This is a genomic window from Micromonospora wenchangensis (genome assembly GCF_002210435.1).
Lineage (GTDB): Bacteria > Actinomycetota > Actinomycetes > Mycobacteriales > Micromonosporaceae > Micromonospora > Micromonospora wenchangensis.
On record NZ_MZMV01000015.1, the window covers coordinates 1 to 23,395 of the forward strand.

Below are 23,395 nucleotides of genomic sequence, written 5' to 3' on the forward strand. Positions count from 1 at the left end.
GTGACGACCGTCGGCGTCGGGTCATTCCGCCGGCCGCCGGGCGGCCGTGCTGCTGCGGTCGTACGGAGGGTGTAACGCCGGGGGCGGGGTCGGGATTCCGGCCCGGGGGTGCCGCCGGTCACGGGACGTGGACCCCATGACACGCACGAGGTGCCGGACCGGCGCGGAGCGTACCCCCGGAACCGGACACGGGTGCGGACGGCGACCCTCACGGAGCCGGCCCAGCGGGAGGCGGTGGGGTGGGGCGTGACGCCGGGTGACCGCTGGCGGCGGCGGGCCGGACGCTCGGTCGATATCCGGACAAACCTCCGACGTGCCGCTGTGACAGTCCCGTTTGTCGGGAGATCCGGCGGTGTCAGACGGAGTGCTTGGTGTCGGCTTGGTAGCGATTGCCTAACGGCCGTTCCGCTTCGGTGTGTCGTGTCATAGCCTCCCGCTCACGGACCGAGCCATGGACCGGCGTTGTTCAGGCGGATGACAGAGGTGAGAGATGCAGGCGAGAAGGCTAAGGACGGCCGTGAGCCTCGTGGCCGTTGCAGCCCTGGCGGTCGGCGCGGCCGGCTGTGCGGAGAGTGACCGCGGCGATGACAACAGTGGCGAGGCCAAGACGGGCGGCACCTTCATCTTCGCCGGTGCCGGTGACCCGAAGAACTTCGACCCGATCTTCAACGACGACGGTGAGTCGTTCCGGCCGGTCCGGCAGATGTACGACACGCTGGTCCAGCACAAGCCGGGCACGGCCGACCTGGTGGGTGGCCTCGCCGAGAGCTGGGAGCACGACCCCGAGGGCAAGGTCTGGACCTTCAAGCTGCGCCAGGGCGTGAAGTTCCACGACGGCACCCCCTTCAACGCCGCCGCGGTCTGCTTCAACTTCGACCGCTGGTACAACATGAAGGGCGCCGCCGCCCAGTCGCAGATGATCTACTACCAGGACGTCTTCGGCGGGTTCGCCAAGAACGAGGCCGAGGGTGCCGGCGAGGCGCTGTACAACAAGTGTGAGGCCAAGGACGACGGCACCGCCGTGGTCACCCTCAACAAGTACAAGGGTGCGTTCCCCGGCGCGTTCGCGCTGACCGCGCTCTCGATCGCCAGCCCGGAGGCCCTCAAGAAGGGTGACGCCGACACGGTCAAGCAGAACGGCGACTCCTTCGAGTACAGCTCGTTCGCGACCACCACCCCGGTCGGCACCGGCCCGTTCACCTTCGGCGGCTGGGACAAGGCCAAGAACGAGATCACCCTGAACCGCAACCCCGACTACTGGGGCGAGAAGGCCAAGGTCGACAAGGTCATCATCAAGGTGATCAAGGACGAGAACACCCGTAAGCAGGAGCTGCGGGCCGGCACCGTCCAGGGCATCGACTTCCCGGCTCCGGCCGACCGCAAGGCGCTCTCCGGTGAGGGCTTCCAGGTCCTCGACCGCCCGGCGTTCAACATCCTCTACCTGGGCATCAACCAGAAGAACCCGAAGCTGAAGGACCTGCGGGTACGCCAGGCGATCGCCTACGCCCTCAACCGTCAGCAGCTCGTCCAGACCAAGGGCCCGGGTGGCACCAAGGTCGCCGACGAGTTCATGCCGGACACCGTGCTCGGCTACGCCCCGGACGTGCAGAAGTACGAGTACAACCCGGACAAGGCCAAGCAGCTGCTCAAGGAGGCCGGTGCCGAGGGGCTGACCCTCAACTTCTACTACCCGCCGGACGTCTCCCGGCCGTACATGCCGAACCCGCAGGAGATCTTCACCGTCCTGGCCAACGACCTGCAGGCCGTCGGCATCAAGGTCAACGGCGTGCCGCGTCCGTGGAACGGTGGCTTCAAGGACGACGTGCAGCAGTTCGGCAAGCAGGACCTGCACATCCTCGGCTGGACCGGTGACTACAACGACCCGGGCAACTTCGTCGGCACCTTCTTCGGCCGGGGCAAGGTCGAGTTCGGCGACCAGGCCATGACCGAGATGTTCGACGCGATCGCCAAGGCCGACGGCACCGTCGACGAGGCGGGCAAGAAGGCGGCCTGGGAGCAGGTCAACCGCGACATCGCCGCCAAGTGGCTGCCGGCCGTGCCGGTCTGGCACGCCCCGCCGGCCATCGTCGTCACCAAGGACGTGCAGGGGCTGGTCGCCAGCCCGCTGACCGACGAGCGGTTCAACACGGTCAGCGTCAGCAGCAAGTGACGTCCGTCGGCTGACGCCGTAGGCGTACATCGGCCCGGGTCGGGAGCAAGTGCCGGCCCGGGCCGATGCCGCCAACATCGAGAGTCTGGTGTGTGAGAGATGTTGCGAGTCATAGTCCGCCGCCTGCTCCAACTGGTGGTGACGCTGATAGCGCTGTCCGCGCTGATCTTCGTCTGGTTGCGGAACCTGCCCGGCGGCCCGGTCGAGGCGCTGCTCGGCGAGCGGGCCACCCCGGAACGACGGGCGCTGCTCATCAAGGCGCTCGGCTACGACCAGCCGATCCTCGTGCAGTACGGCAAGTTCATGCAGCGGGTCCTCACCGGGGACCTGGGCAACTCGATCCGGACCGGTGACCCGGTCACCGACGTCATCGCCCGCGCCTTCCCGGCCACCATCGAACTGGCCATCGCCGCCATGATCATCGCGGTGGGGCTGGGGGTGCCACTGGGCTATCTCGCCGCCCGCTACCGGGGTCGACTCCTCGACAACCTGACGATCGCCGGCACCCTGCTCGGCATCTCGATCCCCATCTTCTTCCTGGGCTACCTGCTCAAGGACGTGCTCACCCAGGACATCCACTGGTTCCCGCCGTCCGGTCGGATCAGCACCGGGATGGACAACACCTCAGTGACCGGGTTCTACGTCCTGGACGGCCTGCTCACCCGGGAGTTCGACGCCAGCGCCGACGCGCTCTGGCACCTGATCCTGCCGGCGGTCACGCTGGCCACGATCCCACTGGCGGTGATCGTCCGGATCACCCGGGCCAGCGTGCTCGACGTGCTCAACGAGGACTACGTACGGACCGCCGAGGCGAAGGGCCTGCGGCACCGCACCATCCGGGGCCGGCACATCCTGCGTAACGCCCTGCTGCCGGTGGTCACCACCATCGGTCTGCAGACGGGCGCGCTGCTCTCCGGCGCGGTGCTCACCGAGAAGGTCTACAACTGGGGCGGGCTCGGCACCCTGATCACCGACTCGATCAGCGGTGGCCGGGACTACCCGGTGCTCCAGGCGATCATCCTGCTCGCCGCGCTGGTCTTCGTGCTCGTCAACCTGCTGGTCGACCTCTCCTACGCCTTCATCGACCCGAGGGTGCGTGTGCGATGACCGACCCGACCACCCGCCCCGGCGTGGGCAAGCCCCGTACCGGCGACACCCCCACCGACCAGCCCGCCGGGAACCCGACCGAGGACCGCCCCGCCGGGCAGGCCGGCGAGACCCCGGCGCAGCGGCGGGAACGCAGCCTCGGCCGGCTCGGTGACCGCAAGCGGGCCCGGCTCGACGAGTTGGCGCGGGCCACCGCCGACCCGGGCGGGGTCAGCCTCTACCGGGACGCGCTGCGCCGGCTGCGCCGTAACCCGGTGGCCATCGTCGGCGCCGTCATCGTCGGCTTGTTCGTGCTGGTGGCGATCTTCGCCCCGTTGATCGCCCCGCACGACCCGGTGCAACGCTTCGACGAGCTGACCCGGGACCTGACCGTGGACAGCATCCCCGGCGCCACCGCCGGGCACCCGTTCGGCTCGGACCCGCTCGGCCGGGACTTCCTCTCCCGGATGATCCACGGCAGCCGGCAGACCCTCTTCGTCGGCGTGCTCGCCACCCTGATCGGGCTCACCCTGGGCGTGCTGCTCGGCGCGATCGCCGGGGCCTTCGGCGGCTGGGTCGACGTGGTGCTGATGCGCCTCACCGACGTGATGCTGGCGCTGCCCAGCCTGCTGCTGGCGATCACCCTGGTCGCGATGGCCAGCCGGTCGAGCCAGTGGACGGTGATCTTCGCGGTGGCGATCGTCAGCGTGCCGATCTTCGCCCGGCTGCTGCGCGGCTCGATGCTGGCCCAGCGGGAGAGCGACCACGTCCTCGCCGCGCGGGCGTTGGGCGTCAAGGAACGCAACATCGTCCTGCGGCACATGCTGCCCAACTCGCTGACCGCGGTGATCGTGCAGGCCACGCTGACCTTCGCGGTGGCGATCCTGGACGCGGCGGCGCTGTCCTTCCTCGGCCTCGGCGACCCGGACATCAACCGGGCCGAGTGGGGGCTGATGCTCGGCGTCGACGGCCAGCGCTACTTCGAGGTCCGCCCCGAGCTGGCCTACTACCCGGCGCTCGCGATCATCGTGGTCGCGCTCGGCTTCACCCTGCTCGGTGAGGCGATGCGCGAGGCGATCGACCCGAAGAACCGGCGGTGACGGCGGTGCGGCGGGTCGGGGCGACCGGCCCCGGGCCGGACGGGATCCGGGTGGGCCGGCGACCGCAGCCGGGAGCGAACGACCAGCACAGTGAGGATGTGACCCGATGAGCCTGCTCGACGTACGCGATCTGAGCGTGGTGTTCCAGCGCCGGGGCGAGCGGCCGTTCACGGCGGTCGACCAGGTCAGCTTCACGGTGGAGCCGGGGCAGACGGTCGGCCTGGTCGGCGAGTCCGGCTGCGGCAAGAGCGTGACCAGCCTGGCGGTCATGGGGCTGCTGCCGAAGCGGGGCAACCGGGTCACCGGCGAGGTGCTGTTCGAGGGCACCGACCTGCTCAAGCTGCGCCCGGACGACCTGCGGGACCGGCGGGGCCGGGACATCGGCATGATCTTCCAGGACCCGCTGTCGTCGCTGAACCCGGTCATCCCGATCGGGGTGCAGGTCGCCGAGGTGCTGGAGCGGCACCGGGGAATGGACCGGCGCAAGGCCCTGCGGGAGGCCCGGGAGCTGCTCGACGCGGTCGGCATCCCCGACCCGGACCGCCGGCTGACGGAGTTCCCGCACCAGATCTCCGGCGGCATGCGCCAGCGCGCCCTGATCGCCATCGCGCTGGCCTGCAAGCCCCGGTTGCTGATCGCGGACGAGCCGACCACCGCGCTGGACGTCACCATCCAGGCGCAGATCCTCACCCTGCTCAAGCAACTGGTCGACGAGACCGGCACCGCGCTCATCATGATCACTCACGATCTCGGGGTGGTGGCGGGGCTCTGCGACACGGTCAACGTGCTCTACGGCGGCAAGGTGGTGGAGCGGGCCGCCCGGCACGAGCTGTTCGCCCGGCCCCGGCACCCGTACACGCACGGGTTGCTCAACTCGGTGCCCCGGCTCGACTCGGTGCGCGGCGAGCGGCTGCACGCGATCCGTGGCTCGGTGGCCGACAACATCCCGTGGGTCGAGGGCTGCGCCTTCGCACCCCGCTGCGACAACGTGGTGGACGCCTGCCTGGACGGCCCGCCACCGTTGGAGCCCACCGCCTCCGGCGGCGACCTGCGGTGCAACAACCCCGTTTCGGAGGAGGTGGCGGTGCCGTGACCGAACGGACCGGAACCACGGATGGTGCCGCGACCGGGCAGGCCGGGGCGGGGGACGCGGCGGAGCAGGGGCGGCCCCTGATCGAGCTGCGCGACGTCAAGGTGCACTTCCCGATCAAGAGCGGGCTGCTGTTCGACCGTACCGTCGGCTACGTCTACGCGGTCGACGGCGTCTCCCTGTCGATCAACGCGGGTGAGACGTACGGGCTGGTGGGCGAGTCGGGGTGCGGCAAGTCGACGCTCGGCCGGGGCCTGCTGCGGCTGGTCGAACCGACCGACGGCGAGATCGTCTTCGACGGCACCGACGTGCGCGCGCTCAAGGGCGAGGCGATGCGTAAGGCCCGCCGCCGGATGCAGATGATCTTCCAGGACCCGTTGTCCAGCCTGGACCCCCGGCAGTCGGTCGAGTCGCTGCTGGTGGAGGGGCTCAAGGCGCACGGCCTGGCCGACGACAAGGAGGCGACGAGCCGGCGGCTGCGGGACACCCTGCAGGCGGTCGGCCTGCCCGCCTCGGCGTTGAGCAGGTATCCGCACGAGTTCTCCGGCGGGCAGCGCCAACGCATCGGCATCGCCCGTGCCCTGGTCCTCGACCCGGACCTGATCGTCGCCGACGAGCCCGTCTCCGCCCTCGACGTGTCGATCCAGGCCCAGGTGCTCAACCTGCTGGAGGACCTCCAGAACGAGCGCGGGCTGACGTACCTGATCATCGCGCACGACCTGGCGGTGGTCCGGCACATCGCCGACACCGTCGGGGTGATGTACCTGGGCGGGCTGGTGGAGGAGGCGTCCAGCGACGACCTCTACCGGGAGCCGATGCACCCGTACACGAAGGCGTTGATGTCGGCGGTGCCGGTGCCGGACCCGCTGGTGGAGGACCGGCGGGAGCGGATCCTGCTCGCCGGTGACCTGCCGTCGCCCACCAACCCGCCGGCCGGCTGCCGGTTCCACACCCGGTGCCCGTGGGCGCAGCCGACCCGCTGCGCCGACGAGCGGCCGGCGCTGCGCGAGGTCGTCGGCGGCCACCGGGTCGCCTGCCACTTCGCCGAGGACATCGCCGCCGGGCGGCTGCGCCCGCACGAGGTGGAACCCGAACTGGTCCGGCCGGACGAGGGCGGGACGCCGGGCGACCCCGGTGAGCTGATCCCCACCCCGTGAGCAGGTGACAGGGCCCCCTTCCCGGCGTCGGGAAGGGGGGCCCTGCCGTGGGTGCGTCAGCCCTCGGGGCGGTGCAGCAGGGCGAGCGCGACGGTGTGCACGGCGTCGAGGTCGGCCGGGTCGGCGAGCTTGGCCGTCCCGCCGGTCACCGCGTACCACTCGTCGGCGTCCTTGTACTGCACGGTGAGGGTTGCCTGGCCGTCGGCGTACCGGGACTTCAGGGTCAGCTCGCCGGTGACCACGCCGACCTCGTCGGTCATCACCCCGCCGGGGCCGGCGACCAGGTCGGCGGTCAGCTCGCGGGGCCCGCCGGTGCCGCCCGCGTCGGCGGTCATCCCGGCACCCGGCACCCCGGCCGGGGCGGCGGGCTGCCCGTCGGCGGTCATCCCGGCGGTGGCAGCCGCCGTACCCTCCGGTGCCGCGTCGGCTGCCGTCGCCGGTGTGGCGGCCGGGTCGGTCCCGGCGTCGGCACCGGCCGGTGTCAGCGCTTGCTCGCCCATGTGCAGCCCCCCAACATGTCGGTGATGGCGGCCTTCTCGGCGCTGGTCACCGTCAACTTCCAGTGGTGCTTGACCTCTACCCAGTGTTCCGCGTACGTGCACCAGTAGGCGCGGTTCGGCGGTTTCCACTGCGACGGGTCCTGGTCACCCTTGGACCGGTTGGAGCTGGCGGAGACCGCGAAGAGCTGCGGTCGGGTCAGGTCGTTGGCGAAGTCGCCGCGCTTGGCGTCGTCCCACTCGTCGGCCCCGGAACGCCACGCGTTGGCCAGCGGCACCATGTGGTCGATGTCCACGTCGGAGGGGTCGGTGAAGGTCCGCCCGTCGTAGACGCTCTCCCACCGCCCGCCGACCACGTTGCAGCCGGAGAGCCGGATGTCCTTGCCGTCGCGCTGGAGCACGCTGTCCCGCACGTCGCAGTTCTTGCCGGTGTCCCGCCAGTGCGGGAACCGGTTGCGGCTGTAGCCCTTCATCGAACCGGCCTCGGCGACGGTCAGCTCCGAGAGCTGCTCACCCACGTTGCCGGAGCTGCCGGGTGGCGCCTCCGGCTCCTCCACCGAGACGTCACACCCACCCGCGCCGAGGGCGAGCAGCGCGGCAAGGGCCGCCGCCACCGCCGCGCGGCCTCCTGATCTGGTACGCACAGACGACACCTTTCCAGCTTGCGGGCTTCCGGCGATCCCGCACAGTACCCAAGGCACGGTTTCCGCGTTTCGTGGCGTCTCCGGTCGAGGGCGTGCAGATTGGTACCCATGACCGCACCCGCTCACGCGCTCCGCATCCGGACCACGGCCGGGCGGGGGACGCTGCTCGCCGCGATCCTCGCCTCGGGCATGGTGTTCCTGGACAGCACCGTGGTCAACGTGGCGCTTCCCCGGCTGGGCGCGGACCTCGACGCGACCGTCGCCGGTCTGCAATGGACGGTCAACGGGTACGCGTTGATGCTGGCCGCGTTCGTCCTGCTCGGTGGGTCGCTGGGGGACCGGTTCGGCAGGCGGCGGATCTTCCTGATCGGGGTGGTCTGGTTCGCGGTCGCCTCCGTCCTGTGCGGGCTCGCCCAGGACACCAACCAGCTGATCGCCGCCCGGTTCCTCCAGGGCGCGGGCGGGGCGCTGCTCACCCCCGGCTCGCTGTCGGTGCTCCAGGCGAGCTTCCACCCGGACGACCGGGGCCGGGCGATCGGCACCTGGTCGGGGCTGTCCGGGGTGTCCACCGCGCTCGGACCGTTCGTCGGCGGGTGGCTGATCGACGCGCTCTCCTGGCGGTGGATCTTCTTCATCAACCTGCCGCTCGCGGCCGGGGTGCTGCTGGCGGCGGCGCGCTGGGTGCCGGAGAGCCGGGACGAGAACGCCTCCCGCAGCGCCGGCCGGCGGTTCGACATCGCCGGGGCACTGCTCGGCGCGTTGGCGCTGGGCGGGCTCACCTACGCCCTGATCGACGCCCCGGTACGCGGCCCGCGCTCCTGGCCGGTGCTGCTCGCCGCCGCGGTGGGCGTCCTCGCCGCGGTCTGCTTCGTGCTGCTGGAACGACATCGGGGTGAGGGGGCGATGCTGCCCACCACGCTGTTCGGCAGCCGGCTCTTCTCGGTGCTGAACGTGTTCACCGTGCTGGTCTACGCCGCGTTGAGCGGGTTCACCTTCTTCCTCTCCGTCTACCTCCAGAACGTCGTCGGCTGGTCGGCGTTGCGGACCGGGCTGGCCACCGTGCCGATGACGGTGCTGTTGCTGCTCGGCTCGGCGCGGGCCGGGGCGCTGTCGGCGCGGATCGGCCCCCGGCCGCTGCTGACCGTCGGCCCGGTCGCCGCCGCTGCCGGTCTGCTGCTGTTGCGCCGGGTCGGGCCGGGTGCGTCGTACTGGTGGGACGTGCTGCCCGGGGTGCTGCTGTTCGGTGTCGGGCTGACCCTGGTGGTGGCGCCGCTGACCGCGTCGGTGCTGGCCGCCGTGGCGGACCGGTTCGCCGGGGTGGCCAGCGGCTTCAACAATGCCGCGTCGCGCACCGGCGGCCTGCTCGCGGTGGCGGCGCTGCCGCTGCTGGTGGGCCTCTCCGGCACCGGCTACGAGCAGACCGCCGCCCTGACCGACGCGTTCCGGGGTGCGATGACCTGGTGCGCCGGCCTGCTGCTCGGCGGCGCGCTGCTGGCCGGTCTGCTGGTGCACCGCCCGGATCGGCGGTAGGGCGGGCGTCGGTGCTGTCACCGCGGCCCGGACCTCTAGATGCTGCCGTCGCTCTGCCGGCCGGCGCTGACAGATCGGATGTCCGTCACCGGACCGTGCGGCCGGAGACGGATGGCATGAGCAGCACATCAGCGGAAACGGCAAGTGGATGTGATCCCGGTCACATTGACTGGGTGTTATGCCCTCCCTATCTTACCGATTAATCGTGCTGAATTGCCCGGTCCGTGCGTCGAAGTGAATGCCATCCCGCAGGCCGAGGGGTTCGACCTAAGCGGATCTTGATGCCTCGCAGTGCGGCCGCCCGACCGGAAAACGGTCACCAAACGGGGGAAAAATGCTGGCAGCGATTGGTCTCGACGACCAGACACATGCCGTGTACGTCGCGATGTTGCATCACCCCGGCCACGGCGTGGCCGAGTTGGCCACCCACCTCGGCCTCGACGAGCCCGCCATTCGGGCGGCGCTGGACACCCTGGCCCGGTTGTCGCTGCTGCACCCGTCGGGCGGGGAGCCGCAACCGCTGCGCCCGATCTCGCCCGAGATCGGGCTCACCGCCCTGCTCGCCGAACGGCAGGCCGAGCTGACCCGGCGTCAACTGGAGATCGAGGAGAGTCGCGCCGCGGTCGCCCTGCTCCTCGCCGACCAGGCCGGTCGGTGCCAGTCCGCCGCCGAGCCCTCGATGGAACGGCTCGTCGGTGTGGACGCCGTACGGGGCCGGCTGGTCGAACTGGCCCGCTCGTGCCGCAGCGAGCTGTGCGCGTTCATGCCGGGCGGGGCGCAGACACCCGCCAGCCTGGCTGCCAGCCGACCGCTCGACGAGGCGTCGATCCGGCGCGGTGTCCGGCTGCGCACCGTCTACCTGGACAGCATCCGCAACGACCCGGCCACCCTCGCGTACGCCGGCTGGCTCTGCCAGGGCAGCAGCGAGGTGCGGACCGTCCCCGCGCTCCCGCTGCGCATGTTGGTCGTCGACCGGGAACGCGCACTGCTGCCCATCGACAGCGAGAGCAGCGGCCTGGGGGCGGTGCTGCTGTCCGGCAGCGGTGTGGTGGCCGGCCTGCTCGCCCTGTTCGAGTCGGTCTGGTCCGCCGCCGCACCCCTCGGCGCGCCCCGACCCCGCGACGACCGGGGCCTGTCCCGTCAGGAGGAGCAGGTGCTGACGCTGCTCGTCGAGGGGCACATCGACGAGGTCATCGCCCGACGCCTCGGCGTCTCGGTCCGGACCGGACGGCGACTCACGGCCGATCTCATGCAGCGCCTGGGTGCGCGCAGCCGGTTCCAGGCCGGTGCGCTGGCCGTCGCCCGGGGATGGGTCGACGCCGATCGGCTCGCCTGACCCGGCCGGCGACGCTCAGCGCAGCTCGGCGCTCGTGCCGCGCACCGACCACCGACGCCCTCCCGGCAGGGCCGCCATGGCCCGCCGGGACAACTGCACGGCCCGCCGCACCGCATCCGGCGACCCGCCGGCCAGCAGGTACAGCGAGATCGCGACGGTGTCGCCGCGTGCCTCCAGGTAGGCGTGTTCCAGTCCGTCGCTGCCCGCCGCGCTGGCGAACAGCGTGCGGTGTACGGCGTCGAGGTCGGGCTGCCAGCCGGGCGTGCCGACGTAGGTGGTCACCAGGTACATGGGACGCCATTCGTGCCGGAAAATCTGCTGACAAGTCCGTCGGATCGGACCGGCCGTCGTCGTCATTGCATCGTGTCCTGCTTTACCCCATCAGGAAAGTGGTCACTTCTCGCCAACCGAAAACTGGCAGGAACCTGTCACTTCGGTGGGGGTGACAACAATAGGCAATAGCAGGTTGCTGACGGTCTTCGGGCGGTGTGCAAGAGAGAGTGGTGCTGAACAATTGGTTAACTGATCCACTCGCGAAGGGGTCACCGACATGCGAAGGACCCAACTGCTGCCGATCACCGTCGTCCGAGACACCCCGGGTGGGTCCGGTTGGGGCTGGGACTGTGCGCGATCCGTGGCCGTCGCCTGAGCCGTTCCGGCCACCCTCCGACCCACCGGCCCGTACCGGGCCGCACCCGCCAGCAACGACGACGCCAGGAGTGCACATATGCCACCAGTTGCGGAGATGATCGTCGGCGTGTTTCCCGGGCAGGGGGCCTACCTGCCGGGCGTACTCGACGGGCTTGTCACCAGCGAACGAACCCGCGCGGTCGTCGACGAGGTCGAGGACGTGGCCGTCCGGATGCTCGGGCGGGGGCCGAGCGGCCTGCTCGGTGCCGGTGACCGGGCCCCCACGGCCGACCAGTTGCTCGCCACCGCACCGGACACGCTCCAACTGGCCGCGTTCACGACCTCCGTCGTGCTGCACGAGGCGCTGCGGGAGCGGGGGGCCACCTGGCAGCTCTTCGTCGGGCACAGCCTGGGTGAGATCTCCGCCCTGGTCGCCGCCGGCGCGTTCAGCCTCACCGAGGGCACGGAGGTGATGTGCCACCGGATTCTCGCCCTCGCCGAGCACGACGGTAGCGGCGGGCGGATGGTGGCGCTGGCCTGCGACCGTACCCGCACCGAACAGATCCTCGCCCTGCTGCCGGAGGCCGGGGTCGTGGTCGCCGCCGTGAACGGCAACCGGCAGACGACGGTGTCGGGCCCGCAGCCGGCGCTGACCACCGTCTGCTCGATCGCCGAGGCGCTCGGCGTCCGGGCGAGCCCGCTGGTCAGCCCGCACCCGTTCCACAACCCGGTGCTGCAACCGGCCCGCCGGGCGTTCGCCCGCCGGATCCGCGACTACCGCACGGGGCACCTGCACACCCCCGTCTTCTCCCCGATCCTCGGTCGCCACTACCGGTCCGGGGAGCCGGTCGGTGACGTGCTGGCCGCCCACCTGGTGCACCCCGTCGACCTGCTCGGCACCGTCGAGCAGGTCCACCGGGCCGGCGGCCGGATCTGGGTGGAGATGGGGGCCGGCAGGACGGTCACCAACCTGGTCCGATCCGTCAACGACAACGTCCTGACCCTCGCGCCGCTGGCCGGTCCCACCTCCTCCGTCGCCGAGGTGGCAGGTTTCCTCGCCCCGTCGACCGACGTCCCGCCGGTGACGCCGCCGGCACCTGTCGACTCCGGGGCAGGGCCGGCACCGGCCGAGCCGATCGTCGCGCCGGCAGCCCACGCCGAGCCGATCGTCGCCGAGCCGATCGTCGCCGGTCCGGTGGGGTCGGTCGGGTCGTTGGACCGGGCGGAGGTGGTGGCGGCGGTGCGGGCGTTGTACGCGCGGGTGTTGGAGTATCCGGAGGAGGTGTTCGAGGACGACGCCCAGTTGGAGGCGGACCTCGGGGTGGACTCGGTGAAGCAGACCGAGTTGTTCGGGCGGGTGGCGCAGTTGTACGGGGTGGTCCCGCCGACGAACGGGTTCCGGATCGGCGACCATCCCACCTTCGGTTCGGTCGTCGACCTCGTCGTCGGCCACGCGTCGACGGCGGGGGAGCAGGTGGCGACGCCGATCGTCCCGCCGGCAGCCGTCGCGGAGCCGGCCGTCGCGGAGCCGGCCGTCGCCGGTCCGGTGGGGTCGGTCGGGTCGTTGGACCGGGCGGAGGTGGTGGCGGCGGTGCGGGCGTTGTACGCGCGGGTGTTGGAGTATCCGGAGGAGGTGTTCGAGGACGACGCCCAGTTGGAGGCGGACCTCGGGGTGGACTCGGTGAAGCAGACCGAGTTGTTCGGGCGGGTGGCGCAGTTGTACGGGGTGGTCCCGCCGACGAACGGGTTCCGGATCGGCGACCATCCCACCTTCGGTTCGGTCGTCGACCTCGTCGTCAGCGGGTCGGCCGGCACGGCGGTGGCGGTCCGGTGACGCCCGACGCCTTCGACCTCAGCGGGCGCACCGCCCTCGTCACCGGCGGCGCCGGCAGTGTGGGCCGGCACATCGTCACCGGCCTCGCCCAGGCCGGGGCAACCGTCCTGATCAACTGCTTCCACTCGTACCCGGCGGCACGCTCGCTGGCCGCGGAACTCACCGCGGCCGGCCACCACGTCGCGGTGGTCCGGGGCTCGGTGGCCCGGCTGCCACAGGTCGACCGGATGTTCGCCGAGATCCGGGACACGCACGGGCGGTTGGACATCCTGGTCAACAACGCCGCGGCGGGCACCTTCGTCGGGCTCGACGAGCTGACCGACGAGCACCTCGACCGGGCGTTCGACACGAACGTCAAGGGGGCGCTGTGGTGTTCGCGGGCGGCCCTGCCCCTGCTGAGCCGATCGACGGGTGGCGCCATCGTCAACGTCTCGTCGATCGGCGCCCGGTACGCGCCCGCCAACTACCTGGGCGTGGGCATCTCCAAGGCCGCCCTGGAGGCGTTGACCCGCTACCTGGCGGCCGAGTTCGGCCCGCGCGGCATCCGGGTCAACGCCGCCTCGACCGGCCTCATCGACAACCCGGTCGGCCGGGCCTTCCCCGGCTTCGACTCGGTCAGTGAGAACACCGTGCAGGCGACGCCGCTGGGCCGGCTCGCCGACGCACAGGACCTCGCCCGGCTGGTGCTCTTCCTCGCCAGTCCCGCTGCCGGGTGGGTCACCGGGCAGACGGTCGTCGCGGACGGCGGGCTCGGCCTGCTGCACCGGGCGATGTCGCCGGACCCGGTCGGGTGGTCCGCCGCCCCGGCCGGTCAGCCCGTGCCGCGCGAACGGATCGAGGTCACCGCGCCGTCGCAGCCTGAGCCGTCACCCGAGGACGACCCGGTGGTGTTCGTCGGGATGGGGCTCGCGGTGCCCGGCGCGTCGAGTCCCGAGGAACTCACCGCGCTCCAGGCCCGAGGCGCCGAACTCTTCGTCGAGGTGCCGCCGGACCGGTGGGCCGTGGACAGTTTCCACGACCCCGACCCCGCCGCACCGGACAAGACGTACCAGCGTCGGTCGGGGTTCATCACCGACTTCCGGCCGCACCCCGCGCTCGCCGCGGAACTGGCGACCGGTTCGGAGCCCGTGGAGCACACCGTGCTCTGGCTGCGGCACAGCGTCCACCAGGCGCTGGAGCAGGTACGCACCGACGCGGGGGACCGGTTCAGCATCAGCATCGGCTACACCCCGGACGGCAACCAGCACCTCCAGGAGGCGCTGATCCGCCGCGAGGTCACCGCGTTCGCCGTCGAGCAGGGCATCGAGGCCGACGACCCGGAACTGTCCGGGTTGCTGCACCGGTGCCTGCCCCTCGGCGAGCAGGCCGAACTGCCGCACCTGGTGGGCGAGCGGGCCGTCGCCGGGCTGGTGCCGGCCGGCACCCCGGTGACGATGGTCGACACCGCCTGCTCGTCCTCGCTGTACGCCCTCGACCTCGGTGCCCGCGCACTGGTCGCCGGCGAGGCCGACATCGCCGTCTGCGGCGGGGCCTTCGCGCTCGCCCCGTCCGGGTCGGTGCTCTTCTCCAAACTGCACGGGCTGTCCCAGCGGGGCGAGGTGCGGGCCCTGGACCGTACCGCCGACGGGGTGCTCTTCTCCGACGGCGCGGGCGTCGTGGTGCTCAAGCGGCTCTCCCGCGCCCGCCGCGACGGTGACCGGGTCCTCGGCGTGCTCAGCGGCGTCGGCCTCTCCGCCGACGGCAGGGGCAAGGCCATCTACGCACCGGCCACGTCCGGTCAGGAACTGGCGGTGCAGCGGGCGATGGCCCGTTCGGGGATGACGCCGGACCAGGTGGACTGGGTGGTCGCCCACGCCACCGGCACCCCGGCCGGCGACGGCGCGGAGTTCGCCAGCCTGCGCAACGCCTACCGGGGGACGCAGCCGGTGCAGGTGACGTCGAACAAGTCCCTGGTGGGCCACACCGGCTGGGCCGCCGGGGTGGTCTCGGTGATCGAGGTGCTGGCTGCACTGCGCAGCGGCACGATACCGGCCCAGTTCCGCTTCACCGAGGCACCCGAGCTGTTCGACCTCGCCAGCACCAACCTCACCGTGCCCACCGCGCCGGTGCCCTGGCCGGCGCGGACGGACCGGCCGCGCGGTGCGGCCGTCTCGGGGTTCGGTTTCGGCGGCACCAACGCCCACGTCCTCATCCAGGAGTACCGACCCGACCTGGCCGGCACCTTCGGCTACGGCGAGCACCGGCCCGAGCCGCTGGTGATCACCGCCTGGTCGGCCCACCTGCCCGGCTGCCCGGACGAGTCGGCGGTGGCCGGGTGGGCGGGCGACCAGCAGCCGCTGCCCGAGACCTTCGGCGAGCACTATCCGGTGCCGCCCTTCCAGAAGCTCCGGATGCCCGCGTCGGCGGTCCGGGCCACGGACCGCACCCAGTTGATGATCGTCGAGTGCATGCAACGCCTCGACCCGGTGGTGCGGGCGATCAGCACCGCCCGTCCCGGCGGCACCGGCGTGGTGGTCGGTCACGCCGGCCCGACCCGCAACGCGGTGCTCTACGCCCTGCGGGCCTACCTGGACGAGTTGGGCCGGGGGGCCGAACTGTCCAGTGAACCCGAGGCGATGCGGGTGCTGCTCAAGAAGCTCCGCGAGCGTACCCACGAACGGATCGCCGCCCCGGTGGAGGACTCCTTCCCCGGCGAGATGCCCAACGTCGTGGCGGCCCGGCTGTCCAACTACTTCGACCTGCGTGGGCTCAACATCGCGGTGGACGCCGGTGAGGAATCCCTCGACCGGGCGTTCGAGCTGGCCCGGCGCTACCTGGAGTTCGGGGACCTCGACCTGGCGCTGGTGGCCGGCGTGAACGGCAACACCCTGGCCGGCTGGCGTGAGCTGATCGCCGAGGCGGCGGGCGGGACGGCTCCGCCCGCCGAGGGCGCGTTCCTGTTCGCGGTGACCCGCCGGTCGTTCGCCATCGAGCACGGCCTGCCGGTGCTGGCGGACCTCGACGACCCGGCGGCCCGGACGTCGACCGGGGGGCTGCGATGAGCACCACACCGGTGGCCGACGCGGTGGGCCGCAACTACCTCGGCGCGGCGGGTGCGCCGCGACTGCTGACGCGGCTGGTCGGCGGGCCGGCCCGCCCGCCGGCACCCCCCGCACCGCCGGCCGACCCGCCCCGCCCGGCGACGCCCCCGCCCGCCCAGGCCGGGGAGGCGGATCGGGCCGGGGCCGCCCCGCAGGACACCGAGGGCCTGCTGCTGGACCGGCACGTCCTGGAACTCGCGCCGTACGCCGCCGAGCGGGTGGGACCGTCGATCGACGCGTTCCCGGCGGGCACCCTGCTGCTCACCAACGCCCCGGCGGGCAGCGTCCCGGCCCCACCCGGAACCCTCGTGCTGACGGTGCCCGACGGCACCGGCCCGGACGACGGTGCCGGGCCGGACGGCGGTGCCGGCCCGGACGACGGCACCGGCCCGGACGTCGACGCACGGGTCCGGGCCGCGCGGCCCGCGCATCTGCGCATCGTGGTCGACCTGCGGGAGCCGGCCCTGTCCGAGGCGCGGTGGTCGGCGGCGGCCCGGCGGCTGCTGCGGTTGCACGAGTGGATGTTCCTGGCCGTCCGGGCCTGCGCCGAACGCCTGGCCCGACCCGACTCCGGGGGATCGATCCTGGTCAGCATCGTCGGTGGGGTCACCCCCGACCGGCGGCCGACACCGTTCACCGGGCTGTTCACCGGCTTCGTCAAGAGCCTCGCCCTCGAACTGCCGGGCGTGCCGGTGGTGGCGACGGTGCACACGGCGGGCGCGGAACCCGCGTCCGCGGTGGCCGACGCGGCGGCGGAGCTGTCGTACCGTCAGCTCCTGCCGGTGGTGTACCTGGTCGGCGGGGCGCGGCTGACCCTGGCCGCCCGCCGCCGGGCCGCCGTGCCGACCGACGTCCCGCTGGCCGCCGACGCACTGGTGGTCGCCGCCGGTGGTGCCCGGGGCATCGGGTCGGTGCTGCTGACCGCGGTCGCCGAGCGGTTCCGGCCCCGGATGGTGCTGCTGGGCAGCACCAGGCTGACCGACCACGATCCGGCGCTGCTGGAGGTCGATCCGGAGACGGCGGCGGCGGACCGGGCGGGATACATCAAGAAGCTGCTCGCCGAGATGCCCGTGGCCGAGGCGAACCGGCGGTTCGAGCGGCTCCAGGAGGCCCGCACGGTACGGCGGACGCTGCGGGAACTGGAACGGCACTGCGGCGCGGACCGGGTGCGGTACGTCTGCTGCGACCTGCGGGACCCGGCTGCGGTACGGGCGGCGACGGCGGAGCTGACCGGGGTGGACCTGCTGCTCAACATCGCCGGCACGAACCGGGCCGCCGCGGTCGCCACCAAGGCGCTCGACGACTTCCGTGCGGTACGCGACCTCAAGGTGTCCACCTATCTCAACCTCAAGGACGCGTTCGCGGACCGGCTGCCCCGGCGCTGGTGCAACTTCGGGTCGTTCGTCGGCTTCACCGGCCAGCGTGGCGAAACCGACTACGGCTCCGCCAACGACATGTTGAACACCGCCGCGACGGCGAGCGCCGGGCCGGGCCTGACCGAGTTCACCATCGGCTGGACGCTCTGGCGGGACGTCGGCCTCGGCGCGACCCCGGTGATGCGGGCGTTCCTCGCCAAGTCCGACCAGTTCACCGCCACCCCCACCGGGGAGGGGATCGTCCATTTCCTGCGCGAGCTGGGGCAGCCGCAGCCACCACCCGCGACGGTGCTGTTCGGCGACAAGGAGCGCCAGGCCATCCGGGCCGTGGTGCCGCAGTACCTGGACTTCTGCGCCCGGACGCCGGCCATGCCGTTCGTCGACCGGGTGGTGCGCGACGGCGACCGGACGCTGACCGTGGCCCGCACCTTCGACCTGGAACGCGACGGTTACCTGCGGATGCACGTCGTCAACGGCCACCCGACGCTGCCCGGGACGTTCGTGCCGGAGCTGGCGGCCGAGGCCGCCCGGACGCTCGTGCCGGACCGGGTCCCGGCGGTCGTCGAGGACGTCCGGCTGGAGTCGTTCCTGCGGGTCTATCCCGACCGTGGGCCGCAGCCCAAGCGGATCGAGGCCCGGCTGGTCAGCGAGGACCGGTTCGAGTCGGTGGTGGCCGTCCGGGTGCTGGGTGACGTGTACGGCCCGGCCGGGCAGGTCCTGGTCCGCGACCGGTTGCACTTCAGCGCCACGGTACGGCTGCGGGACTCGTACCGGACCGCGCCCCGGCACGAACCCTGGGCGGACGCGGACACCAGGCCGGTGCGGGACCCGTACCACGCACCGGGGTCGGGGGTGCTGCTGACCGGGGTCTTCGTCTCCACCACCGCCACCGGCGTGCACCCGCGCGGCCGGCGGGCCCGGCTGGCGCTGGACGGGCCGCAGATCACCAGGTGGTTTCCCGACCTGCTGGTCCCCTCCGTGCTGCTCGACGGGCTGGCCCGGATCGCGGTGCTGGACCTCGTCGACGGGCGGTGGATACCGGTGGCGATCCCGCGCACCATCCGGCGGATCGAGGTCTTCGGGCCGGCCAACGACCGGGCCCTGCTCGGCCGCGCGGTCGAGCTGTACTTCACCCCCGGCCGGATCGACCTGGAAGACCCGCTCGGCGACAACCTCGGCGTGGCGGTGGACGAAACCGGCCGCAGCATCCTGGAGATGGCCGGCACCACCGGGACGATCCTCGGTTACGTCGATGAGGAGACAGGCGCCTACCTGAGCCGCGACGATTTCATCCGACACCGGTCCGGCACCGCGACCGGCGACCTCCCGGGGAGCGCACGATGACGATGACCAATCAGGATCCGGCCCTCCCACCGACAGGTGCCGTCCCGGCCCGCTGCCCGGTCACCGGCGCGGTGGCGTCGGCGGACGTGCCGGGGCCGCGCCGGCCGGAGGGCCCGAAGGGCCTGCCCGGCGTGGGCATCACGATGGACATGGGGCGGGCCCCACTGGACTTCTCCCTGCGGTTGCAGCGCGACCACGGTGGCGTGGTCCGGGTGCGGCTCTGGCCGCGACCGTTCATCCAGATCACCGAGCCGGAGGCGATCGAGCGGGTGCTGGTCGGCAACCCCGGCAACTACCGCCGTGGCCGGCTCTACGAGCCGTTCCACCAGTTCATGGGCAAGGGCCTGCTCACCCTCGACGACGACGAGTGGCGGGCGCACCGCCGGGTCGTCCAGCCGGCGTTCACCCCGCAGAAGGTGCGGGAGTCGGTCGAGGAGACCGTGGCGGCCGTCACCGACCTCTTCGACAGCTGGGACGTCGAGGCCGACCGGCAGCGCTCCTTCGACCTGGTCCGGCCCGCCATGTCGCTCAGCGCGCGGATCATGGGCAAGGCGCTGATCGGCAGGAGCCTGGCGAGCCGGGAACGCACCTTCACCAGGGCGGTCGCCGCCGGCCTCGAATCGATCTTCAAGAACGTGAGCAGCGTCGAGGAGTACGTGCTGCCCCGCTGGTTGCCGACGGCGTACCAGCGACGCAAGCGGTGGGCCCGGCGCTTCTTCGACCAGGTCATCGCGTCGGTCAAGGCCGAGCGGCAGGCCACCGGCGAGTTCGGTGACGACGCCGCCGGCCTGATCATGAAATCCGACCTGCCGGAGAGCGCGCTGCCGGACAACCTGCGCACGATGTTCCTCGCCGGCTCGGAAACCACAGGTCTGTCGCTGGCCTGGGCCCTCTACGAACTCGCCAGGCACCCGTCCGTGCGCCGCGAGGTCGAGCGGGAGGTCGACGAGGTGCTCGCGGGACGTACGCCCACCTTCGACGACCTCGCGGCCCTGCCGGTCGTCCAGTCGGTCGTCGACGAGACGCTGCGGCTCTACCCGTCGGTCTGGCAGTTCCCGCGCGACGCCGTCGAGCCCGACGAACTGGCCGGCCACGAGATCCCGGCGACCTCGACGGTGATGGTCAGCGTGTACGCCACCCACCGGAACCCGGCGTACTGGGACGCGCCGAACTCGTTCGACCCGAGCCGGTTCCGGGACCCGTCCGCGAAGGACCGGCCGAAGTTCGCGTACCTGCCGTTCGGCGGTGGCCGCCGACAGTGCATCGGCAAGCCGCTCGCGGTGCCGGTGCTGGCGACCGCGGTCGCCATGGTCTGCCAGCGCTACCGGCTGTGGCTGCCGTACGGCACCGAGAACGTCAGCCCGGAGGGCTTCATCACGATCTTCCCGCCGAAGTTCCCCGACGGTGGCCTCACCCTCGGCCTGACCCGACGGGACGGTCGATGAGCCAGCGTCGCGGCACGACCCTGTTGATCCTGGCCACGGCGGTACCGATGTTCATGGTGTCGCTGAACAACCTGGTGGTCACGAACGCGCTGCCGGTGCTGGCCAGGGAACTGGACAGCGGGCCCGACCGGTTGCAGTGGATCATCCACGCCTACTCGCTGTCCTTCGCCGGGCTGCTGCTCACCGGTGCCGCCGTGGGCGACCGCTTCGGCCGGCGGCGGATCTTCACCACCGGAATCGTGATCTTTGCCGTGGGCTCGGCGGTCTGCGCGCTCTCCGGCACCCTCGGCCTCCTGGTCACCGGCCGGGTGGTGCAGGGGATCGGCGCGGCGATCGTCTTCCCGCTCTCGCTGACCCTGCTGGCCAACGGGGTGTCCGACGCGCGGCGGGCGATGGCCATCGGCCTCTGGAGCGCGGTCAACGGGTTGGGGGTGGCCCTCGGCCCGCTGATCGGCGGGGCCGTCACCGAGTCGCTCGGCTGGGAGGGCATCTTCTGGGTGTCCGTTCCCGTCGGGCTGGTGCTCGTGCCGGTCATCCGGCTGATCCTGCCGGAGAGCGCGGGGGAGAACCGGAGTATCGACCTGCCCGGCGTCCTGCTCGCCTCGACCGCCGTGATGTCGCTGGTGTGGGGCATCGTGGAGGCCGGTTCGCAGGGCTGGGGCAGCGTCGACGCGGTCACCCGATTCGGGATGGCCGCCCTGCTGGTGGCACTCTTCGTCGGCTGGGAACGACGGGTGGCGGAGCCGCTGCTGCCCCTGTACTTCTACCGCACCCGGTCCTTCGTGCTGAGCAACCTGGTGGCGTTGCTGATGTTCTTCGGCGTCTTCGGGGCGCTGTACTGGCTGATGCAGTACCTGCAACTGGTCCTGGGCTACTCGCCGCTGGCCGCCGGCGTGCGTACCCTGCCGTGGACCGCCATGCCGATGCTTGTCGCGGTCCTCGCCGGCCTGGTCACCGCCCGGGTGGGAGCGGGCCGGCTGATGGCCGCCGGCCTGCTGCTCGAAGCCGTGGCACTGGGCTGGAGCGCCGCCATCATGGACACCGCGGTGCCCTACGGGCGGATCGTGCCGGCCCTGCTGCTCGGCGGGATCGGCATGGGCCTGATCTTCGCCCCGATGACCGAGGCCGTGCTGGCCTCGGTGGACCGGCGCGACCGGGGCAAGGCGTCCGGTGCGAACGCGACGGTCCGCGAGGTGGGCTTCGCGCTCGGCGTCGCCGTGCTGACCACCGTGGTGACCCGGCTCGCCGGCCCCCTCACCGATGCCAGGGCGTTCGTCGACGCGGTCCGGCCCGCCGTCTGGCTCGGCGCCGCGGTGGTGGCTCTCGGGGCCGTCGCCGCCCTGTCGCTGCCCCGCCGCCTGCCGGCCACCGACCGGCCGGCACCCACCACCGTCGAATCGGGGGCACCGTCATGACCGTGGCAGTCCTGGTCAACAGCGCCGCCGGCAGCGGTCGTCAGGCGGGTCGGATCCCCGCCGTCCTCGACGCGCTCGCGGCGGAACTGCCCACCCGGCTGCTGACCGCGACCGACGCCGGGCAGGCCCGCCGGGCCGTCGCGGAGGCGATCGACCAGGGCGTCGAGGGTCTGGTCGTGGTGGGCGGCGACGGCTCCCTGCACAACGTGCTCCAGGTGACCGCCGGCCGGGGCGTACCCGTCGCGGTGGTACCGACCGGCACCTGCAACGACCTCGCCGACTCGCTCGGGTTGCCGGCGGACCCGGTGGACGCCGCCCACGCGGTCGCCCGCGCCTTCGCCGCCGGCAACCTCCGGTCGATGGACGTGGCCCGCGTCGACTACCCGGACGGGACGCGGACCTGGTACGCGACAGTGCTGGCCGCCGGCTACGCCGCCTCGGTCAGTCAGCGCGGCGGGCGGCTGCGGTGGCCGCGCGGAATGCGGCGGTACGACCTCGCGGCCGTGCTCGAACTGCCCCGCTTCCGCGGCCGGGTCTACACGGTGACCCTCGACGGGGTGCCGGCGACCCTCCCGGCGGTGCTGTTCGCCGTGGGCAACACCCGGCGGTTCGGCGGCAAGCTCTACGTCTGTCCCGACGCCGAGATCGACGACGGGTTGCTGGACGTGACCACCCAGGGACCGAACAGCGTCCCCGCCACCCTCGGCACCACCCTGCGCCTGTTCAACGGCGTCCGGTCAGCCACCGACACCTCCACCCGACGCTTCGGGGTCCGTCGGATCGAGATGCGGGACGCCGGTCTGGTCACCTTCGCCGACGGTGAGGCGCTGGGCCCCCCGCCCTTCACGGTGACCTGCGTGGCGGGTGCGCTGTCGGTGCCCAAGGTGGGGGAACACGGATGACCGGACAGCGGGTCGCCCTGGTCACGGGGGCGTCCAGCGGCATCGGCGCGGCGATCGCCCGCGAACTCGGGCGGTGGCCGGACCTGCGGCTCGTCCTGCTGGCCCGGCGGACGGACCGGCTGCGTGCGCTGGCCGCCGAGCTGCCCAGCGCCGACGTGATCGGCGCGGACCTCACCTCCCCCGACGCGCCCCGGCAGATCCTCGACCGGCTCGACGCGGGGCCGCGCCGGCTCGACATCCTGGTGAACAACGCCGGTGCCCACTTCGGCGGCACGTTCGCGGCCACCGGTTGGGAGAACGTCAGGCGTTCGCTGGAACTCAACTTCGCGGCCCACGTCCGGCTGACCGAGTCGGTGCTGCCCCTGCTGCGGGCCAGCACCGGCACCGTCGTGAACGTGGCGAGTGTGGCCGGCCGGATCGGGCTGGCCGGCTCCGGGGCGTACTCGGCGGCGAAGTTCGCCCTGTGCGGCTGGAGCGAGGCCCTGCACGCCGAGGAACGGCCGCACGGCGTGCACGTGGCGCTCGTCCTGCCGGGGTTCGTCGCCACCGAGGGGTTCACCTATCCCACCCGGCGGGCGAGCCGGTCCGGCCGCCTCCTGGTCTCCACCGACCGTACGGTCGCCACCGCGATCGGCCAGGTCGTCCGGCGGCGTACCGCCGAGCGGTACGTGCCCCGGCCGTGGTGGCTGCTGGCGGCGTCCCGGCGCGCGCTGCCGGGCCTGCACCGCAGGGCCACCCCGACCATCGAGACGTGACGCG

At 72.3% G+C, this 23,395-nt stretch carries 17 protein-coding genes; 14 read left to right on the forward strand and 3 right to left on the reverse strand.

Features of this window, described 5'->3' with window-relative positions; all coding sequences use genetic code 11:
- Positions 1-490 precede the first annotated feature (490 nt).
- The 5 genes from B5D80_RS11320 (at position 491) to B5D80_RS11340 (ending at position 6,603) form a co-directional block, all read left to right on the forward strand.
- Entirely contained in the window at positions 491-2,170 is a 1,680-nt protein-coding gene (locus tag B5D80_RS11320; RefSeq protein WP_088643792.1) for an ABC transporter substrate-binding protein, read from the forward strand.
- 99 nt (positions 2,171-2,269) lie between these two features.
- Positions 2,270-3,277, forward strand: a complete 1,008-nt coding sequence (locus tag B5D80_RS11325) for an ABC transporter permease (protein WP_088643793.1) — start codon at positions 2,270-2,272, stop codon at positions 3,275-3,277.
- The gene (locus B5D80_RS11330) at positions 3,274-4,356 is read left to right on the forward strand and encodes an ABC transporter permease (RefSeq protein WP_088643794.1); all 1,083 of its coding nucleotides are present in this window, start codon (positions 3,274-3,276) and stop codon (positions 4,354-4,356) included. Before B5D80_RS11325 ends, B5D80_RS11330 begins: the two co-directional genes overlap by 4 nt.
- Before the next feature lie 106 nt (positions 4,357-4,462).
- Positions 4,463-5,449: an ABC transporter ATP-binding protein gene (locus B5D80_RS11335; protein WP_088643795.1), complete on the forward strand. Its 987-nt coding sequence runs from the start codon at positions 4,463-4,465 to the stop codon at positions 5,447-5,449.
- A gap of 77 nt (positions 5,450-5,526) precedes the next feature.
- Positions 5,527-6,603: an ABC transporter ATP-binding protein gene (locus B5D80_RS11340; RefSeq protein WP_088643881.1), complete on the forward strand. Its 1,077-nt coding sequence runs from the start codon at positions 5,527-5,529 to the stop codon at positions 6,601-6,603.
- Positions 6,604-6,659: 56 nt separating this feature from the next.
- On the opposite strand, the gene B5D80_RS11345 is transcribed toward B5D80_RS11340, so the two are convergent.
- The gene (locus B5D80_RS11345; RefSeq protein ID WP_088643796.1) at positions 6,660-7,103 is read right to left on the reverse strand and encodes a lipase chaperone; all 444 of its coding nucleotides are present in this window, start codon (positions 7,101-7,103) and stop codon (positions 6,660-6,662) included.
- On the reverse strand, positions 7,085-7,744 hold the full coding sequence (locus B5D80_RS11350; RefSeq protein WP_088643797.1) for an HNH endonuclease family protein: 660 nt from the start codon (positions 7,742-7,744) through the stop codon (positions 7,085-7,087). Before B5D80_RS11350 ends, B5D80_RS11345 begins: the two co-directional genes overlap by 19 nt.
- A 108-nt stretch (positions 7,745-7,852) precedes the next feature.
- On the opposite strand from B5D80_RS11350, the gene B5D80_RS11355 reads away from it, so the two are divergent.
- Together B5D80_RS11355 and B5D80_RS11360 are read left to right on the forward strand one after the other, a co-directional pair.
- The gene (locus B5D80_RS11355; protein ID WP_088643798.1) at positions 7,853-9,274 is read left to right on the forward strand and encodes an MFS transporter; all 1,422 of its coding nucleotides are present in this window, start codon (positions 7,853-7,855) and stop codon (positions 9,272-9,274) included.
- 334 nt (positions 9,275-9,608) lie between these two features.
- The gene (locus B5D80_RS11360; protein ID WP_088643799.1) at positions 9,609-10,610 is read left to right on the forward strand and encodes a helix-turn-helix transcriptional regulator; all 1,002 of its coding nucleotides are present in this window, start codon (positions 9,609-9,611) and stop codon (positions 10,608-10,610) included.
- Positions 10,611-10,625: 15 nt separating this feature from the next.
- On the opposite strand, the gene B5D80_RS11365 is transcribed toward B5D80_RS11360, so the two are convergent.
- Complete coding sequence (locus B5D80_RS11365) at positions 10,626-10,892, reverse strand: hypothetical protein (protein ID WP_144081643.1); 267 nt, start codon at positions 10,890-10,892, stop codon at positions 10,626-10,628.
- 445 nt (positions 10,893-11,337) lie between these two features.
- Between B5D80_RS11365 and B5D80_RS11370 the strand changes: the two genes are divergently transcribed.
- The 7 genes from B5D80_RS11370 to B5D80_RS11400 are packed head-to-tail and all read left to right on the forward strand — an operon-like array spanning position 11,338 to position 23,391.
- Complete coding sequence (locus B5D80_RS11370; protein WP_088643801.1) at positions 11,338-13,074, forward strand: acyltransferase domain-containing protein; 1,737 nt, start codon at positions 11,338-11,340, stop codon at positions 13,072-13,074.
- Entirely contained in the window at positions 13,071-16,115 is a 3,045-nt protein-coding gene (locus B5D80_RS11375; protein WP_088643802.1) for an SDR family oxidoreductase, read from the forward strand. Before B5D80_RS11370 ends, B5D80_RS11375 begins: the two co-directional genes overlap by 4 nt.
- Positions 16,112-18,874, forward strand: a complete 2,763-nt coding sequence (locus tag B5D80_RS11380) for a KR domain-containing protein (protein WP_088643803.1) — start codon at positions 16,112-16,114, stop codon at positions 18,872-18,874. The genes B5D80_RS11375 and B5D80_RS11380 overlap by 4 nt, the downstream gene beginning before the upstream one ends.
- On the forward strand, positions 18,871-20,319 hold the full coding sequence (locus tag B5D80_RS11385) for a cytochrome P450 (RefSeq protein WP_088643804.1): 1,449 nt from the start codon (positions 18,871-18,873) through the stop codon (positions 20,317-20,319). Before B5D80_RS11380 ends, B5D80_RS11385 begins: the two co-directional genes overlap by 4 nt.
- Positions 20,316-21,734 (forward strand): MFS transporter, encoded by a 1,419-nt coding sequence (locus tag B5D80_RS11390; protein ID WP_088643805.1) that lies wholly within the window; start codon positions 20,316-20,318, stop codon positions 21,732-21,734. The genes B5D80_RS11385 and B5D80_RS11390 overlap by 4 nt, the downstream gene beginning before the upstream one ends.
- Complete coding sequence (locus B5D80_RS11395; protein WP_088643806.1) at positions 21,731-22,636, forward strand: diacylglycerol/lipid kinase family protein; 906 nt, start codon at positions 21,731-21,733, stop codon at positions 22,634-22,636. Before B5D80_RS11390 ends, B5D80_RS11395 begins: the two co-directional genes overlap by 4 nt.
- Entirely contained in the window at positions 22,633-23,391 is a 759-nt protein-coding gene (locus B5D80_RS11400) for an SDR family NAD(P)-dependent oxidoreductase (protein WP_088643807.1), read from the forward strand. Before B5D80_RS11395 ends, B5D80_RS11400 begins: the two co-directional genes overlap by 4 nt.
- Positions 23,392-23,395 lie beyond the last annotated feature (4 nt).

Coding starts and splice junctions, on each gene's coding strand:
- B5D80_RS11320 (WP_088643792.1), top strand. CDS start 491: ATGCAGGCGAGAAGGCTAAGGACGGCCGTGAGCCTCGTGGCCGTTGCA.
- B5D80_RS11325 (WP_088643793.1), top strand. CDS start 2,270: ATGTTGCGAGTCATAGTCCGCCGCCTGCTCCAACTGGTGGTGACGCTG.
- B5D80_RS11330 (WP_088643794.1), top strand. CDS start 3,274: ATGACCGACCCGACCACCCGCCCCGGCGTGGGCAAGCCCCGTACCGGC.
- B5D80_RS11335 (WP_088643795.1), top strand. CDS start 4,463: ATGAGCCTGCTCGACGTACGCGATCTGAGCGTGGTGTTCCAGCGCCGG.
- B5D80_RS11345 (WP_088643796.1), bottom strand. CDS start 7,103: ATGGGCGAGCAAGCGCTGACACCGGCCGGTGCCGACGCCGGGACCGAC.
- B5D80_RS11355 (WP_088643798.1), top strand. CDS start 7,853: ATGACCGCACCCGCTCACGCGCTCCGCATCCGGACCACGGCCGGGCGG.
- B5D80_RS11360 (WP_088643799.1), top strand. CDS start 9,609: ATGCTGGCAGCGATTGGTCTCGACGACCAGACACATGCCGTGTACGTC.
- B5D80_RS11370 (WP_088643801.1), top strand. CDS start 11,338: ATGCCACCAGTTGCGGAGATGATCGTCGGCGTGTTTCCCGGGCAGGGG.
- B5D80_RS11380 (WP_088643803.1), top strand. CDS start 16,112: ATGAGCACCACACCGGTGGCCGACGCGGTGGGCCGCAACTACCTCGGC.
- B5D80_RS11385 (WP_088643804.1), top strand. CDS start 18,871: ATGACGATGACCAATCAGGATCCGGCCCTCCCACCGACAGGTGCCGTC.
- B5D80_RS11390 (WP_088643805.1), top strand. CDS start 20,316: ATGAGCCAGCGTCGCGGCACGACCCTGTTGATCCTGGCCACGGCGGTA.
- B5D80_RS11395 (WP_088643806.1), top strand. CDS start 21,731: ATGACCGTGGCAGTCCTGGTCAACAGCGCCGCCGGCAGCGGTCGTCAG.
- B5D80_RS11400 (WP_088643807.1), top strand. CDS start 22,633: ATGACCGGACAGCGGGTCGCCCTGGTCACGGGGGCGTCCAGCGGCATC.